Source organism: Sphingomonas sp. SUN019 (assembly GCF_024758705.1).
Classification (GTDB): Bacteria; Pseudomonadota; Alphaproteobacteria; order Sphingomonadales; family Sphingomonadaceae; genus Sphingomonas.
In genome coordinates, this window is the sequence record NZ_CP096971.1 from 2471530 (window position 1) to 2487067 (window position 15538).

Below are 15538 nucleotides of genomic sequence, written 5' to 3' on the forward strand. Positions count from 1 at the left end.
ACTTATCGCGCGCTCGATCATTCCGCTCTCATAACAACAGGGCAGAGGAGAAGTCGCGATGCGGAGTGTGGTGTTGGCCGCGGTGAGTGCGGCGGTATTGGTGTCGGGTTGCGTTGGCGACGGCGGACCGCGTTATGCCGGCGGCGGCTATAATCAATATGATTATGACCGGCCCGATCCGTCCTACGGCGGTTATTATGCCGACCGTTATTATCGCGACGGACCGAATTATCGCGAGCGCCGGCTGGCGCAGAACGATCGCGTGTATCGCGGCAACGACGGCCGCTATTACTGCCGCCGCAACGACGGAACGACCGGCCTGATCGTCGGAGGTATCGCCGGCGGTGCGCTGGGCGCGGCGATCGCGCCTGGTGGCTCGGGTCTGCTGGGTGCACTGATCGGCGGCGTTGCCGGTGCGGCTGGCGGCCAGGCGATCGACAAGAGCGGCGACCGCGACGTTCGCTGCCGTTGATCGGCTTACCGGTCTGAATGAATGGCGCGCGTTCCTCAACGGGACGCGCGTCATTCGGCTATTGGAGCGGTTTGCCCGAGTCCTTCCAGCGATCGAGAATCTGCGATTCCGGCGCAGCCTCGTCGGTCGTCGGCCTTAGCGGCGCGCCACCGTCGCTGTGCGCAGGCTGCACCATCGGGATTACCGTGGCCGGCGCGGTGGCGGCCAGCACCACCGGGGCGAGTATCGGCGCAGGCGTCGTTTGCGGGTGGGGGCCGGGGAGTGGCTCACCACCGCGATAGGTCTGGTGGAAGGCGGACGACGTTCCCCAATAGCCCTTCCAGCGGTGGAAGAAATGCGCGCCGATCGCGTCGGTCATCACCAGCGTGCGGTTCCACGCCGGGGTCACGGCATAGGTATGGTAATGCGTCGCGAGGCCGACGGGGGCGAAGACCTGTCCGGACAGCGCGAGCGCGGCGGTGCGCGCCGCGCGCGACCAGCCGTTGCGCGACGGCACGCGCGTCATCGCGTCATCACAGGCGAAGCTGAACTGGCATCCGCTGGAACGTTCCGATCCCTGATAGACCACGCCGCAGACCGTCGCTGGGAAGGCGGGATGGCGGACGCGGTTGAGCACGACCTGCGCGACCGCGCGCTGGCCGTCGTCGCTTTCGGATGCGGCCTCGTAATAGATCGCCGCGGTCAGACATTCGAGCGCGCGGGCGCGGTCGATGCTGCTGGCGATGCGGGCGGCGAACGGTTGCGCGGCGGTCACGCCGACGTCGAAGGTGACCGGCGCGGGAGCGCCCACCGGTTCGGGGGGAAGCTCGGCGGTGCCGGTGGTGCCGATCGCGGGCGATGCTTTCGTCCGTGCGGCCAGCGTTTCGGTTCGCCCCCCCGGTTTGCCAGCCGTCGCGGCTGACACGGTTTCCGGGGCGATCAGCGACAGCCCGGCGAGCGCCGCGACGCTGATGCAGGCAACGATCGGGGCCGCGATCACCGCCGCCTGCCGCCACGCACGCGCGCTGCGGGCGCGATCAGCGGCGCGTTGGCTGGAGTGAAGGGCGGCGGCGGTCACGGGCGTGGCGAATCCTGGAGCCGAGGGAAATCCCGGCCAGCCTGTCGCCTAGCGTAAAGAGTTGACGATTTCCGTCACCGTTTCAGGCCTGTCCCATCCGGGGACGGAGCGGGGGCCGGGTAATTCTATTTCTTGTCGCGATTGGCGAACAGTACCGCGGCGGCGACCGCGGCCGAACCGATTCCGACACCCAGGCCGATCTTGCCGATGTCCCAGCGGCGATCGCGCGCCTTCTTCTCCGCACGGTCCGCGGCGGCGATCTCGTGCGCCTTGGCCGCGGCCGCGGCGGCGAGGATCTCGTTGGGTTGGCTGTCGTCGGACACGCTTACTCTCCTTCGACCCCACGATAGCGCGCGCGGAACGCATCTGCGAACCCCTTCAAACGCGTTTCCGCGATCGCGGCGCGCAGATCGGCCATCAGCGTCTCGTAGAACCAGATATTGTGTTCGGTCATCAGCATCGCGCCGAGCATCTCGCCCGCGCGGACGAGGTGATGGACATAGGCGCGGCTCCAGGTGGCGCAGACCGGGCAGGCGCAGTCGGGGTCGAGCGGTCCGGTATCCTCGGCGAACTTCGCGTTGCGGATGTTGATCGCGCCTCGCTGAGTGAACGCCTGACCGGTGCGGCCCGAGCGGGTCGGCATGACGCAATCGAACATGTCGATCCCGCGTTCGACCGCGCCGACGATGTCGTCGGGCTTGCCGACGCCCATCAGATAGCGCGGCTTGTCGGCGGGAAGCTGGCCCGGCGCGAAATCGAGGCAACCGAACATCGCCTCCTGTCCTTCGCCGACCGCCAGTCCGCCGACCGCATAACCGTCGAAGCCGATATGGATCAGCGCGTCGGCGGATGCTCTGCGCAGGCCTTCGTCGAGCGCGCCCTGCTGGATGCCGAAGATCGCGTTGTTCGCGGCATGGTATTCGCCGCCGTCGAAAGCGTCGCGCGATCGTCTCGCCCAGCGCATCGACCGCTCCATCGCCGCGGCCTGCACTTCGCGGGTCGAGGTGGTCGGCACCAGCTCGTCGAACGCCATGACGATGTTGCTGCCGAGCAGGCGCTGGATCTCGATCGAGCGTTCGGGGGTGAGCAAATGACGCGAGCCGTCGAGGTGCGATTTGAACGCGACGCCCTCTTCGCTGCGCTTGGTCAAATCGGACAGGCTCATCACCTGATAGCCGCCCGAATCGGTCAGGATCGGTTTCGACCAGCCCATGAAATCGTGCAGCCCGCCCAGCCGCGCGACGCGCTCTGCGCCGGGGCGGAGCATGAGATGATAGGTGTTGCCAAGGATGATGTCCGCGCCCGACGCCTGCACGTCGGCGGGCTTCATCGCCTTCACCGTCGCGGCGGTGCCGACCGGCATGAACGCGGGCGTGCGGATGACTCCGCGCTGCATCGCGATCTGTCCGGTGCGCGCGCGGCCGTCGGTGGCGTGAATCGTGAAGGCGAAGCGCGTCATTTCTGCTTTGGCTTGTCCTTTGGGGTGCGCGACAGGCTGCCGGGCGGGCCGCTGCTGCCGAGCGGGGCGGTGCGGAAGGTCAGTAGTTCGGCGCGGCTGATCGTCTTGTCGTTGTTGGCGTCGTAGCGCGCGAACAGGCGCGAGAAATGGTCCTGCAGTTCGGCCAGTGTGACCTGATCGTCGTTGTTGCGATCGACCTCATACGGGCTGGGCAACGCGGCGCGGTCGCCGAGCCAACGCAGCGCCCAGTCGGAGTAAGCGAGATAGCGCATCGCGCCGGTCTTTGCCGTATCGCTGGCCTTGAAGGTCTTCTCCAGCCCGTCGTTCAGTTCGATCCGGTCGACCATGCCGTCGCCGTCGGCGTCGCAGGTCGCGATCAGCATCGCGGCGGGCTCGACCACGATCGTCGCGGGGGTCTGCGGGCTGGCGGGCAGCGGCGCGCGTACCACCACATCCGCGCCGGGTGGCGGATCGACGGCCTGAAGCAGCAATGCGAACAGCAGCATTCTCAGGGCCTTTCGGGCAACAGGAGCGACGCGTCGCCGTAGCTGTAGAAGCGGTAGCCGTTCTCGATCGCGTGCGCATAGGCGGCGAGCATCGTCTCGCGGTCCATCAAGGCGCTGACCAGCATGAACAGCGTCGAGCGGGGCAGGTGGAAATTGGTGACGAGTCCGTCGATGCCGCGGAAGCGGTAGCCGGGTGTGATGAAGATCGCGGTGTCGCCTTCGAACGGGCGGACGATATCGTCGTCACCGGTGGCGCTCTCGATCAGACGAAGCGAGGTGGTGCCGACCGCGATCACCCGGCCACCGTTTGCGCGCACTGCGTTGAGGCGGTCGGAAGTGGCGGCGTCGATGCGGCCCCATTCGGCGTGCATGACGTGATCTGCGGTGTCGTCGGCCTTCACCGGCAGGAAGGTGCCCGCGCCGACATGGAGCGTCAGCGTGGCGTGATCGATGCCCCGGGCGGCGAGCTTCGCCAACAGGGCGGGGGTGAAGTGCAGCGCCGCGGTCGGGGCGGCGACGGCGCCGGGTTCATTAGCGAACATCGTCTGGTAATCGTGGGCGTCGCGTTCGTCGGTCGGGCGCTTCGCGGCGATATAGGGAGGCAGGGGCATGTGGCCGGCGCGTTCGAGCAGGAGTTCGACCGGTTCGGTCCCGGCGAAGTCGAACGCGAGGCTGCCGTCGGCGGCGCGCTCGCTCGCTATGGCGATGACGTCATGGCCGAAATCGATCGTGTCGCCTTCGCGGATGCGGCGCGCGTTGCGGACGAACGCACGCCAGCGGCGCGGGCCTTCGCGCTTGTGGAGCGTCGCGCCGATCTTCGCGTCTCCGCGGCGGCCCTCGAGCCGGGCCGGGATCACGCGCGTGTCGTTGAAGACGAGCAGGTCGCCGCTACGCAGTTCATCGGCCAGGTCGCCGACGCCGCGATCGCGCATCGCCAGGCCGTCCACCACCAGCATCCGCGCCGCATCGCGCGGGGATGCGGGGCGGAGCGCAATACGGTCGGTCGGAAGCTCGAAATCGAAGAGGTCGACGTTCACTGCGCTGGTGCGGGCTTCTTCGCAGGCAAGGTTGCGCCAGGCAGCGTCGCGGGGGCCTGAAGACCGACAGGAGGCGCGGGTGGTGCGGCGGTATAGGCGGGCGGATTGTCGCTCGCGATATAGGCGTGGAGGATGCGCGTCGGGTTGGCGGGCGGCTCGCCGCGTTCGATCGCGTCGACGTATTGCATCCCCTGCAGCACGCGGCCGAAAACCGTGTATTTGTTGTCGAGGCTGAGGCGCGGCTGGAAGATCATGTAGAACTGGCTGTTGGCGGTATCGTTGCCCTCCGCGCGCGCGGCGGCGACCGCGCCGCGGACGTGCGGCAGATAGTTGAATTCCGCCTTCAGATCGGGAAGCTGCGATCCGCCGGTGCCGTCGCCCTTGGGATCGCCGCCCTGCGCCATGAAGCCGTCGATGACGCGGTGGAACAGCAGGCCGTCATAGAATTTCTGGCGCGTGAGCGTCTTCACGCGCTCGACCATCAGCGGCGCGACATCGGGCCGCAGCCAGATCGATACGCGGCCGCCGGTCGACAGGTCGAGCAGCCAGAGGTTGGCGAGATCGGTCGTCGGCGGCGGGGTCACGCGCGCGGCGGGGGCGAGCGTCGGAGCCTGCTTTTCCTTGGCGATGGCGGGAGCGGCGAACAGCGCGCCCAGCATGGCGATAAATCCGAAGAAACGCATTTTTACCCCGACCAAGTCCTGCAAGCGCGTGCTCCTAGAGCAAAATGCCGATTGCGCCAACGTGAACGGGCAACGCGCCTTTCAGAGCCGTCATCCGCTTTCGTGGCAATGAACAGGGAGCTATGTGCCCCGCCGACCTAGCACGGCCACCCTCGCCACCATTTCATCGCGCACCGCGGGTGTGACGAACTTCCCGATCTCGCCGCCGAAGATCGCGATTTCCTTCACCAATCGCGACGCGATCGGTTGCAGCGCGACATCGGCCATGAGGAAGACGGTTTCGATCCGGTCGTTCAGCTGCTGGTTCATCCCCGCCATCTGATATTCGTATTCAAAGTCGGCGACGGCGCGTAAGCCCCTGACGATCATGCTCGCGCCTTCACGCTCGGCGAAGTCCATCAGCAGCGAATCGAAGCTGACGACGCGGATTTCGGTGTCGACCCCCGCGACCTCGCGCTCGACGATCGCCATGCGTTCGGGAAGCGAGAACATCGGCGACTTGCTCGGGTTGGTCGTCACCCCGATCACCAGCCGGTCGACCAGCTTCGCGCCGCGCCGGATGATGTCCATATGGCCGAGCGTGATGGGATCGAAAGTGCCGGGATAGACGCCGATACGAGTCATGTATTTCCTCTGGGGACCAATGTCAGTGGTCGCGCGTCAGCACGAAGCGGGCGATGTCGCGGAGCAGATCGGCTTCGGGGCCATAATGGCGCAGATGTTCGATCGCCTGGTCGACCAGCATCCGGCAGCGTTGCCGCGCGGGTTCGACGCCCAGCAGCGACACGAACGTTTCCTTCCCCGCTTCGCCGTCCTTGCGCAGTTTCTTGCCCGCCAGCGCCTCGTCGCCCTCCACGTCGAGCAAATCGTCGACGATCTGGAACGCGAGACCGAGGTCTCGGGCATAACCGCGCAAGCCCGTGCGGCCCTCCGGCGGCACCTTGCCTAGGATCGCGCCCGCCTCGACCGCGGCGGCGATCAGCGCGCCGGTCTTCATCGCCTGAAGGCGCGTGACGGTGGCCAGGTCGAAGGTCCGCGTTTCGGCCTCCAGATCCATCATCTGCCCGCCCGCCATCCCGGTAGGGCCGGTCGCGCGCGCCAAGTCTAGGATCAGCTCGGCGCGGACGAACGGGTCGCCGTGCGTCGCGGGATCGGCGAGGATTTCGAACGCCAGCGCGTGCAGGCAATCGCCCGCCAGGATCGCGGTCGCCTCGTCGAACGCCTTGTGCAGCGTCGGGCGGCCGTGGCGCAGATCGTCGTCGTCCATCGCGGGCAGATCGTCGTGGATCAGCGAATAGACGTGGATCGCCTCCAGCGCCATCGCGACCCGGCCCGCGCAATCATAGTCGCAGCCGAACAATTTTGCGGTGGCGAAGACGAGCAGGGGACGTAGCCGTTTTCCGCCGTCGATCGCCGCATGGCGCATCGCACGGTACAAGTTCGCGCGCGCATCGTCAGGCACCGAAAGCAGCACGTCGAAGCGCGCGTCGATCTCGCGCGCGGTATCCGCGAGCGCCGCCTGGAGCGCGGGCGAGGCGGCGACGACCGCGCTCATCCGGCGGCGAACGGTGTCGTGGTGGCGCGGCCCTCGGCATCGAGCCGGATCGCCTCGATCCGCGCCTGCGCCGCGTCGAGCCGCTCGGCGCATTGTGCGCGTAAGGTGTTGCCGCGTTCGTACAGCGCGATCGCTTCCTCAAGCGGGGTGTCGCCCGATTCGAGCTTCGCGACGATCGCTTCGAGTTCGCGCAGCGACGCTTCGAAGGTCGGCGTATCGGCAGGCTGGTCCATCGCCACGCTATGCGGCAGCGCCGCGGCGGGGGTCAAGGATACGCGGCCAGCGAGCGGCCATTTCAGATACCGCGCCACAAAAGGCCGTCGGGCAGGGTGGAAGCGGAATAATCCACCTGAAGGACGCGTCGGTGGGCGCTGGTCGTCGAGGCGGCCGACGCGTGGAGGATCGGCGTCGCATAAGCCCACACGTCGCCGCGGGTGGCGAGACAGGCTAATGTTCCAAGTCGTTCGACCGTAGCGACGATGTCGTGTTCAGGAAGCCTGCCGAGACGGTGCGAACCGGGGGCGACGAGCAACGGCGCGTTGTTTTCGGGAACGTCGTCGAGATGGATGCGGAGGGTGAGCATGGCGTCGATGATGGCGAACGGGGGTCCGACGTGGTGCAGTCCGGCCTTCACGGTCCATGGACCGTAGCCGGACGTGTCGCGGCGGTTGCGCACGACGATCGTGCGGTCCTGATGCCAGCCGAGTGCCCAGTTCGTCGCGGGCGTCTTGTCGAACAGGATCGCGCGGACGGGCGGGCGGCGGCGCTCACATAGCGCGCGGCGATGGCGTGGATCGGGCCGCTGGTCAGCAGGTCGGCGAGTGCGGGGATGCCGTGCAGGCGGGTTCCGGCGCGCTCGGATGGCGTGTCGGCGAGCGCAGCTTCGATCTGTGGTAGAAACGAAAGGGCGGCGCTGTGGTGCAGCGCCGCCCCGTGGGTTTTGAAATCGCGGGCCGACACGGGAGTAAATCCCGTGTCGTCGGTCGCGGCTGTAGCCGCGCCGGCCGGCCGTGGTTGTGTGGCCTCGCTGCGCTTGGCCAGCGGCACGGCGCTACGCTCCGTGCCTCACAACTTTTCGGTCAGTTCCGGCACCACCTTGAACAGATCGCCGACCAGGCCGATGTCCGCGACCTGGAAGATCGGGGCGTCTTCGTCCTTGTTGATCGCGATGATCGTCTTCGAATCCTTCATGCCCGCGAGATGCTGGATCGCGCCGGAGATGCCGATCGCGATATAGACTTGCGGGGCGACGATCTTGCCGGTCTGGCCGACCTGATAGTCGTTGGGGACGAAGCCCGCGTCGACCGCGGCGCGCGAGGCGCCGACGCCTGCGCCCAGCTTGTCGGCGAGCGGTTCGATGATCGAATGGAAGTTCTCGCCATTCTGCAGCGCGCGGCCGCCCGAAACGATGATCTTCGCGCTGGTCAGTTCGGGGCGTTCGAGCTTCGCGATTTCGGAGCCAGCGAAAGTGGAGAGACCCTTGTCGCCGGTCGACGCGACCGCCTCAATCGTGCCCGAACCGCCTTCGGTTGGGGCCTTCTCGAACGCGGTGCCGCGGACGGTGATGATCTTTTTCGCATCCGACGACTGGACGGTGGCGATGGCGTTCCCGGCGTAGATCGGGCGCGTGAACGTGTCTTCGCTTTCGACCGACAGGATGTCGCTGATCTGCATCACGTCGAGCAGCGCGGCGACGCGCGGTGCGATCGATTTGCCGGTCGAGGTGGCGGGTGCGAGGAACGCGTCGTGGCTGCCCATCAGTTCGACGACCAACGGCGCGACGTTTTCGGCCAGCGCGTGCGCATAGGCCGCGTCATCCGCGACGTGAACCTTGCCGACGCCCGCAATCTTCGCGGCTTCGGCAGCGACGCCGTCGACGCCTTCACCTGCGACCAGCAGATGGACTTCGCCGAGTTTGGCGGCGGCGGTGACCACCGCGAGCGTGGCGTCCTTGACGGTGGCGCCGTCATGTTCGACCCAAACGAGCGTCTTCACTTGGTGACTCCCATCGCTTTGAGTTTTGCGACCAGTTCGTCGACGTCGGCGACCTTCACCCCCGCGGTGCGCTTGGGTGGTTCGACGACCTTCAGCGTCTTCAGCCGCGGCGTCACGTCGACGCCGTAATCGGCCGGCGTCTTGCTCGCCATCGGCTTGTTCTTCGCCTTCATGATGTTGGGCAGGCTGGCGTAGCGCGGCTCGTTGAGGCGCAGATCGGTGGTGATGATCGCGGGCAGTTTCAGGTCGTCGGTCTCCGATCCGCCGTCGATCTCGCGCGTCACCTTGGCGATGTCGCCAGCAATCTCGACCTTCGACGCGAACGTGCCCTGGCCCCAGCCGAGCAGCCCGGCGAGCATCTGGCCGGTCTGGTTGTTGTCGTCGTCGATCGCCTGCTTGCCGAGGATCACGAGGCTTGGCTGTTCCTCCTCGACGATCTTGGCGAGAATCTTGGCGACCGCGAGCGGTTCGGCCTTTTCCTCCGACACGACGAGGATCGCGCGGTCGGCACCCATCGCCAGCGCGGTGCGCAGCGTTTCCTGGCTTTTCTGTTCGCCGATCGACACCGCGACGATCTCGGTCACCGCGCCCTTTTCTTTCAGGCGGATGGCTTCCTCGACCGCGATCTCGTCGAACGGGTTCATGCTCATCTTGACGTTGGCCAGGTCGACCCCCGATCCATCCGCCTTCACGCGGGGCTTCACATTGTAATCAAGCACGCGCTTGACCGGGACGATTACCTTCATCCTTCTACCTCTTCCTAGCGTCTTCAAGCCGTTCCAACGCCGAAACGAGCTTTACTCTAAACTCGGTGTGTTGCCGTTTCGACTCATCCATCGTCCGCTCGATGCGGCTCAGCGTCGAGTAAATCGACTCGACGCACTCAGCCGAAGCGGGCGAGAGTGCCATCAAGCCGCTTTCTGCACCTCGGCGACGATCTTTTTCGCCGCGTCGCCGAGATCGTTCGCCGGAACGATCGCGAGGCCGGAGCTGGACAGGATTTCCTTGCCCTTCTCCACGTTCGTTCCCTCGAGACGAACCACCAACGGCACTGAAAGGTTCACTTCCTTCGCCGCGGCGACGATGCCGTCTGCGATGATGTCGCATTTCATGATGCCGCCGAAGATGTTGACCAGGATGCCCTTCACGTTCGGGTCGGCGAGGATGATCTTGAACGCCGCGGTGACCTTCTCCTTCGATGCGCCGCCGCCGACGTCGAGGAAGTTTGCGGGGAACATCCCGTTCAGCTTGATGATGTCCATCGTCGCCATCGCGAGACCCGCGCCGTTGACCATGCAACCGATGTCGCCGTCGAGCTTGATGTAGGCGAGGTCGTATTTCGACGCTTCGAGCTCGGCGGGGTCTTCCTCGCTCTCGTCGCGCAGTTCCATCAGATCCTTGTGGCGGAACATCGCATTGCCGTCGAAGCCGACCTTCGCGTCGAGGACCAGCAACTTGCCGTCGTCGGTGACGGCCAGCGGGTTGATCTCGATCTGCTCGGCGTCGGTGCCGAGGAAGGCGTCGTACAGCTTCGACGCGACATTCGCCGCCTGCTTGGCGAGATCGCCCGACAGGCCCAGCGCGCCCGAGACCGCACGGCCGTGGTGCGGCATGAAGCCCGTTGCGGGGTCGATGTCGATCGATTGGATTTTTTCGGGCGTGTCGTGCGCGACGGTTTCGATGTCCATCCCGCCCTCGGTCGAGACGACCATCGAGATGCGGCTGCTCGCGCGGTTGACGAGCAAGGCGAGGTAGAATTCCTTCGCGATGTCGACGCCGTCGGTGACGTACAGGCGGTTGACCTGCTTGCCCGCATCGCCGGTCTGGATCGTGACGAGCGTATTGCCGAGCATGTCGGTCGCCGCGGCGCGAACCTCATCCTCGGTCTTGGCGAGGCGGACGCCGCCCTTCGCATCGGGGCCGAGTTCCTTGAACTTGCCCTTGCCGCGGCCGCCGGCGTGGATCTGCGCCTTCACGACGTAGAGCGGTCCGGGGAGCTTTTTCGACGCTTCGACTGCCTCGTCGACGCTCAGCGCGGCAAAGCCCGCGGGGACGGGGACGCCGTATTTGGCGAGCAATTCCTTGGCCTGATACTCGTGGATATTCATGGGGCGGCTGCGCCTTTCCGTATCGACGGGATAACAAAAGTCATGACGATCTGCACGGGCCTTAAGCACAGCGTCCGATGCGAATCCACCCCCGCACGAGATTGCTGCATTGGCAGCCGCCCACTAGCGTGCGTTGATGGTTGAAAGCGTAGCGGAACATCGCGGCGTCGATCGCGCCCGGTTCGAGCGTGAGATCGTGCCCGCCGGGCGTCCGGCGATCCTGCGCGGGCTGGTGGCGGACTGGCCGATCGTCGCGGCGGCGCGGGAATCGGCCGAATCGCTGGCCGCTTATCTGCGTGGCCACGCGACCGACGCGGCGGCGGAAAGCTGGTTCGGACCGCCCGAGATTGCCGGGCGATTCGATTTCGTCGACGATTTCCGCGGCTACAACCACGACCGCAAGCTGGCGACGATCGACCAGTTGCTCGATCTGATCTTTCGGCAACGTGATTCCGCGAAGCCGTGGTCGATCTATGCGGGCGCATTGCCGCTGGCACGTCATGCGCCGGGGTTGCTGGCCGACAATCCCATGCCGTTGCTCGATGCGGCGCGCGAGATGCTGGTGTCGCTGTGGCTCGGCAATCGCACCGTCACCGCGGCGCATTGGGATCTGCCGCAGAATCTGGCGTGCGTCGTCGCGGGGCGGCGACGGTTTACATTGTTCCCGACCGATCAGGTGGCCAACCTGTATGTCGGGCCGGTCGATCGCACGCTGGCGGGGCAGCCGTCGAGCATAGTCGACGTCGACGCACCCGATTTCGAGCGGTTTCCGCGCTTTCGCGAGGCGTTGGCGGCGGCGGAGGTCGCCGAGCTAGGGCCGGGCGACGCGCTGTATATGCCAAGCCTGTGGTGGCATTCGGTGCGGTCGCAGGATTCGGTTGGCGCAATGGTTAACTTCTGGTGGCGCGACGATCCCGCGTACGAGGTGACGCCGATGCTGTCGCTGATGCACGCCGCGATGACGATGCGCGGCCTGCCCGCGAACGAGCGCGCGGCGTGGAAGGCGTTCTTCGATCATTATGTCTTTCGCAGCGGTGGTGATCCAGTCTCGCACCTACCCGAGAATGCGCGCGGGCTGATCGGCGGCGATGTGGAATCGATCGCGGCGTTTCGTGCGCGGTTGGCGGCGACACTACGCTGATAGCGTATTGTCATTCCCGCGCATGCGGGAACCCATCTCCTGCTGCCTCCACAAGTACGGCCGCTATGATCCGCAGCGCCCGCGATGGTTCCCGCTTTCGCGGGAATGACGGGGGAGGGTTAGTTTCCCCGTTCCACTCCTGTTCCGCACGCGCTAATGAGGGACGGTGAATCCGCTTCCCTATCCTGCCTTGCATGCTAGCCATTCGGGCATCTGGATTGCGCAGGGCGGCGAAACGCGAGCGGTCGGGCGGGGGGAGGCAATCCGCGTCGCCGCGGACACGCCGGTGATCCTGCTGAACGCGCCGTTGATCGGGCAGCGGCTGGGCTACGGCGATCTGTCGGGACTCGACCTGCTGGAGCTGTACGCGTTTTTGCGGCCCGCGCAGTTCATGGTGCCGACGCCGAAGGGGCTGGCGGCGGTCGCCGGGCTGGACGTGCCGGCCGAGGATGCCGATGTCGCGGCGTTCCTGCTGGCGGCGGCCGCGCGGCTGCTGGCGATTCCAGATGGCGAGTGGCTCGAGCGCGAAGGGGCGTGGACCGCGGCGCAGAGCCTTTTCCGGCTGCGCTGGCCGTGGGGGCCGGTGCTGGCGGATCGGCTGCGCAAGCCGTCCGAAAACGAACGCTGGCTGTTCTCGAAACTGCCCGAATGGTCCGAAACCGCGCCGCGCCCTGCTCCGCGGACGGTGACGCTGGACGCTGAGGCGACGCAGGCGCGGCTGGCGAGTCTTACTGGCGACCGGGCGGAGATACGCACCGGGCAGCGCGCTTATGCGCAGGCGGTGACGGGGGCGTTTGCGCCGCGGATGACGCGCGAATCGCCCAACCTGGTGCTGGCCGAGGCGGGGACGGGGATCGGCAAGACGCTCGGCTATCTGGCGCCGACATCGTTGTGGGCCGAGGCGGCGGGCGGGGCGGTGTGGGTGTCGACCTATACCAAGGCGCTGCAACGCCAGTTGGGCCACGAGACGCGGCGGGTGTATCCGGACGATGCGGTGCGCAAGGCGAAGGTCGTGACGCGTAAGGGGCGCGAGAATTACCTGTGCCTGCTGAACCTGGAGGATGCGCTGCAGGGCGGCTTCGCGGGGCGCGCGGCGGTGCTGGCGCAGCTGGTCGCGCGCTGGGCGGCGTATAGCGCGGACGGCGATATGGTCGGCGGCGACCTGCCGGGATGGCTGACGACCTTGTTCAAGCGCAACGGCCCCGCGGCGCTGACCGACCGGCGCGGCGAATGCGTCTATGCCGGATGCCCGCATTACCGGAAATGCTTCATCGAACGCGCCGCGCGGGCCAGCGCGGAGGCGGACATCGTCATCGCCAATCATGCGCTTGTGATGGTCAACGCCGCGCGCGGGCGTGAAACCGCGACGCGGCCGACGCGCTATGTGTTCGACGAGGGGCATCATTTGTTCGATGCGGCTGATTCGATGTTCGGCAGCGCGCTGACCGGGGCCGAAACGATCGAGCTGCGGCGCTGGATATTGGGGCCGGAGGCGGGCGGGCGCGGACGGCGGCGGGGGCTTGCGGCGCGATTGTCCGATGTGGCCAGTTATGACGAAGCGGGTGGTCGCGCGATCGCCGACGCGGTGGTCGCGGCGCAGGCGCTGGCGTCGGACGGATGGCTCCAACGGCTGGGCGAGGGCCAGCCGTTCGGCGCGATCGAGACGTTGCTCGCAGCGGTGCGCGGGCTGGCCTATGCGCGCGCCGAGCAGTCGGGCGATGCGGGGTACGGGCTGGAGACCGAACTGGCCGAGCCGACGCCGGAATTGATCGAGGCCGCCGCGCCTGCTGCCGCGGCGCTTGACGCGCTGGTGCGGCCGCTGGTGACGCTGGGGAAGCGGCTGGAGGCGGTGCTGTCCGATGCGCCCGACTGGATGGACGGGCAGGCGCGCGCGCGGATCGAGGGGGCGATCGCCTCCCTCGGCTGGCGCGCGGAGATGGTGGCGGGCTGGCTGGCGCTGCTCGCGCGCGTCGGTGGTCCGGCGGATGGCGATTTCGTCGACTGGCTCGCGGTCGACCGGATCGAGGGGCGCGAGTTCGATATCGGGCTGCACCGCCGCTGGCTCGATCCGACGCGGCCGTTCGCGGAGATCGTGCTGAAGCCCGCGCATGGCGCGCTGATCACCTCTGCGACGCTGACCGCAGGGGGTGATTGGGAAACCGCGGAGGCGCGGGTCGGCGCGCCGCATCTGCTGCGTCCGCCCGCGCGGTTCGAGGTAGAAAGCCCGTTCGATTATGCCGCCAATGCCGAGGTGCTGATCGTCACCGACGTGAAGCGCGGCGATACTCCGGGGCTGGCCAACGCGTATGCGCGGCTGATCGAGGCGGCGGGGGGCGGGACATTGGGTCTGTTCACCGCGATCCGGCGCTTGCGCGGGGTGCACGCGCGGATCGCCGACCGGCTGGCGCGGACCGGGCTGCCGCTGCACGCGCAGCATGTCGATCCGATCGATACAGGGACGCTGGTCGACATTTTCCGCGACGATTCGCGCAGTTCGTTGCTCGGGACCGATGCGTTGCGCGACGGGGTCGACGTGCCGGGCACCTCGCTCCGGCTGGTGGTGATGGAGGGCGTGCCGTGGCCAAAGCCGACCGTGCTTCACGCCGCAAGACGCCTGGCGGGGGGCGGTAGCGCTTATGACGACCGGATCGTGCGCGCGCGGCTGGCGCAGGCGTTCGGGCGGCTGATCCGACGCGCCGACGATTCGGGCGCGTTCGTTCTGCTGTCGGCGGCGATGCCGTCGCGGTTGCTGACGGCGTTTCCGCCGGGGGTGGCGGTGGCGCGCGTGCCGCTGGACGAAGCGGTGGCGCGAGTCGCGGCGCGGCTTTCCACGCGCGTTCGACTCGGGCATGAAGCGAACCTCGACGCCTGATCCCATGTCCGACGGAGAACTGCCCGGTGAAGACGCTGACGCTGCTGCGCCACGCCAAATCGGGCTGGGACGACCGGATTCCGCGCGATTTCGACCGCCCGCTGAACGCCAAGGGCCGCCGTGCGGCGCAGGCGATGGGACGGCATCTGAAGGCCGAGGGGCTGATGTTTGACGTGATCGTCGCGTCGCCTGCGGTGCGCGTGGTCGAGACATTGGCCGAGGTTGGCACGGGGTACGGCGCCGCGATCGAACCGGCATGGGACAAGCGTGTCTATCTGGCGTCGGTCACGACGCTGCTGGATGTCGTGCATGAAACGGCGGCCGATGCAGAACGGCTGCTGATCGTCGGGCACAATCCGGGGCTTGAAGACCTGGTGCTGCTGCTGGTGGCGGACGGCGCGGCCGATCTGCGCGCGGCGATGGAGGAGAAATACCCGACCGCGACGCTGGCCGAACTAACCTTCGAGGCGGCCGATTGGGCGGGGGTGACGTCCGGTGCGGCGAAGCTGACCCGCTTCACGCGCCCGCGCGATCTGGACGCTGCGCTAGGGCCGGACGCGGATTAAACTTTCAGGCATCGATGCTACCTTGACCCGCTCATCCTGAAGGGGGGACTGAGCTTGTCGAAGGCTCGTCTCGAAGGACGTTCCTAG

Annotated in this window: 17 protein-coding genes; 4 read left to right on the top strand and 13 right to left on the bottom strand. The window is 67.1% G+C overall.

Going from position 1 to position 15538, the window contains the following annotated elements:
• The first annotated feature begins 58 nt into the window (after positions 1-58).
• The gene (locus tag M0208_RS11800) at positions 59-472 is read left to right on the top strand and encodes a hypothetical protein (RefSeq protein WP_258891885.1); all 414 of its coding nucleotides are present in this window, start codon (positions 59-61) and stop codon (positions 470-472) included.
• Between the two features lie 58 nt (positions 473-530).
• On the opposite strand, the gene M0208_RS11805 is transcribed toward M0208_RS11800, so the two are convergent.
• From M0208_RS11805 to sucC, 13 genes are all read right to left on the bottom strand, one after another.
• On the bottom strand, positions 531-1529 hold the full coding sequence (locus tag M0208_RS11805) for a cell wall hydrolase (protein ID WP_258891886.1): 999 nt from the start codon (positions 1527-1529) through the stop codon (positions 531-533).
• 125 nt (positions 1530-1654) lie between these two features.
• Positions 1655-1852, bottom strand: a complete 198-nt coding sequence (locus tag M0208_RS11810) for a hypothetical protein (protein WP_258891887.1) — start codon at positions 1850-1852, stop codon at positions 1655-1657.
• Positions 1853-1854: 2 nt separating this feature from the next.
• The gene (gene tgt, locus M0208_RS11815) at positions 1855-2988 is read right to left on the bottom strand and encodes a tRNA guanosine(34) transglycosylase Tgt (protein ID WP_258891888.1); all 1134 of its coding nucleotides are present in this window, start codon (positions 2986-2988) and stop codon (positions 1855-1857) included.
• A complete protein-coding gene (locus M0208_RS11820) occupies positions 2985-3494 on the bottom strand; it encodes an EF-hand domain-containing protein (RefSeq protein WP_258891889.1) in 510 nt (169 codons plus the stop codon). The genes tgt and M0208_RS11820 overlap by 4 nt, the downstream gene beginning before the upstream one ends.
• 2 nt (positions 3495-3496) lie before the next feature.
• Complete coding sequence (queA, locus tag M0208_RS11825) at positions 3497-4531, bottom strand: tRNA preQ1(34) S-adenosylmethionine ribosyltransferase-isomerase QueA (protein ID WP_258891890.1); 1035 nt, start codon at positions 4529-4531, stop codon at positions 3497-3499.
• Positions 4528-5214, bottom strand: coding sequence for a peptidylprolyl isomerase (locus M0208_RS11830; protein WP_408988149.1), 687 nt, complete (start codon positions 5212-5214; stop codon positions 4528-4530). The genes queA and M0208_RS11830 overlap by 4 nt, the downstream gene beginning before the upstream one ends.
• Positions 5215-5334: 120 nt before the next feature.
• Complete coding sequence (gene coaD, locus M0208_RS11835; RefSeq protein ID WP_258891891.1) at positions 5335-5838, bottom strand: pantetheine-phosphate adenylyltransferase; 504 nt, start codon at positions 5836-5838, stop codon at positions 5335-5337.
• Positions 5839-5860: 22 nt separating this feature from the next.
• Entirely contained in the window at positions 5861-6769 is a 909-nt protein-coding gene (locus M0208_RS11840; RefSeq protein WP_258891892.1) for a polyprenyl synthetase family protein, read from the bottom strand.
• Positions 6766-7002 carry an exodeoxyribonuclease VII small subunit gene (locus M0208_RS11845; RefSeq protein WP_258893235.1) on the bottom strand — a complete coding sequence of 79 codons (237 nt, stop codon included), beginning with the start codon at positions 7000-7002 and terminating at the stop codon, positions 6766-6768. Before M0208_RS11845 ends, M0208_RS11840 begins: the two co-directional genes overlap by 4 nt.
• Before the next feature lie 62 nt (positions 7003-7064).
• Entirely contained in the window at positions 7065-7739 is a 675-nt protein-coding gene (locus M0208_RS11850) for a phytanoyl-CoA dioxygenase family protein (protein ID WP_309547032.1), read from the bottom strand.
• A 95-nt stretch (positions 7740-7834) separates the two neighbouring features.
• A complete protein-coding gene (locus tag M0208_RS11855) occupies positions 7835-8764 on the bottom strand; it encodes an electron transfer flavoprotein subunit alpha/FixB family protein (protein WP_258891893.1) in 930 nt (309 codons plus the stop codon).
• Positions 8761-9510: an electron transfer flavoprotein subunit beta/FixA family protein gene (locus M0208_RS11860; RefSeq protein ID WP_258891894.1), complete on the bottom strand. Its 750-nt coding sequence runs from the start codon at positions 9508-9510 to the stop codon at positions 8761-8763. Before M0208_RS11860 ends, M0208_RS11855 begins: the two co-directional genes overlap by 4 nt.
• A gap of 162 nt (positions 9511-9672) precedes the next feature.
• Entirely contained in the window at positions 9673-10872 is a 1200-nt protein-coding gene (gene sucC / locus M0208_RS11865; RefSeq protein WP_258891895.1) for an ADP-forming succinate--CoA ligase subunit beta, read from the bottom strand.
• A 136-nt stretch (positions 10873-11008) separates the two neighbouring features.
• On the opposite strand from sucC, the gene M0208_RS11870 reads away from it, so the two are divergent.
• The 3 genes from M0208_RS11870 (at position 11009) to M0208_RS11880 (ending at position 15451) form a co-directional block, all read left to right on the top strand.
• The gene (locus M0208_RS11870; protein WP_258891896.1) at positions 11009-12013 is read left to right on the top strand and encodes a cupin-like domain-containing protein; all 1005 of its coding nucleotides are present in this window, start codon (positions 11009-11011) and stop codon (positions 12011-12013) included.
• A gap of 166 nt (positions 12014-12179) precedes the next feature.
• On the top strand, positions 12180-14885 hold the full coding sequence (locus tag M0208_RS11875) for an ATP-dependent DNA helicase (protein ID WP_258891897.1): 2706 nt from the start codon (positions 12180-12182) through the stop codon (positions 14883-14885).
• Positions 14886-14911: 26 nt separating this feature from the next.
• Positions 14912-15451, top strand: coding sequence for a histidine phosphatase family protein (locus tag M0208_RS11880; protein WP_258891898.1), 540 nt, complete (start codon positions 14912-14914; stop codon positions 15449-15451).
• The last annotated feature ends 87 nt before the right edge of the window (positions 15452-15538 follow it).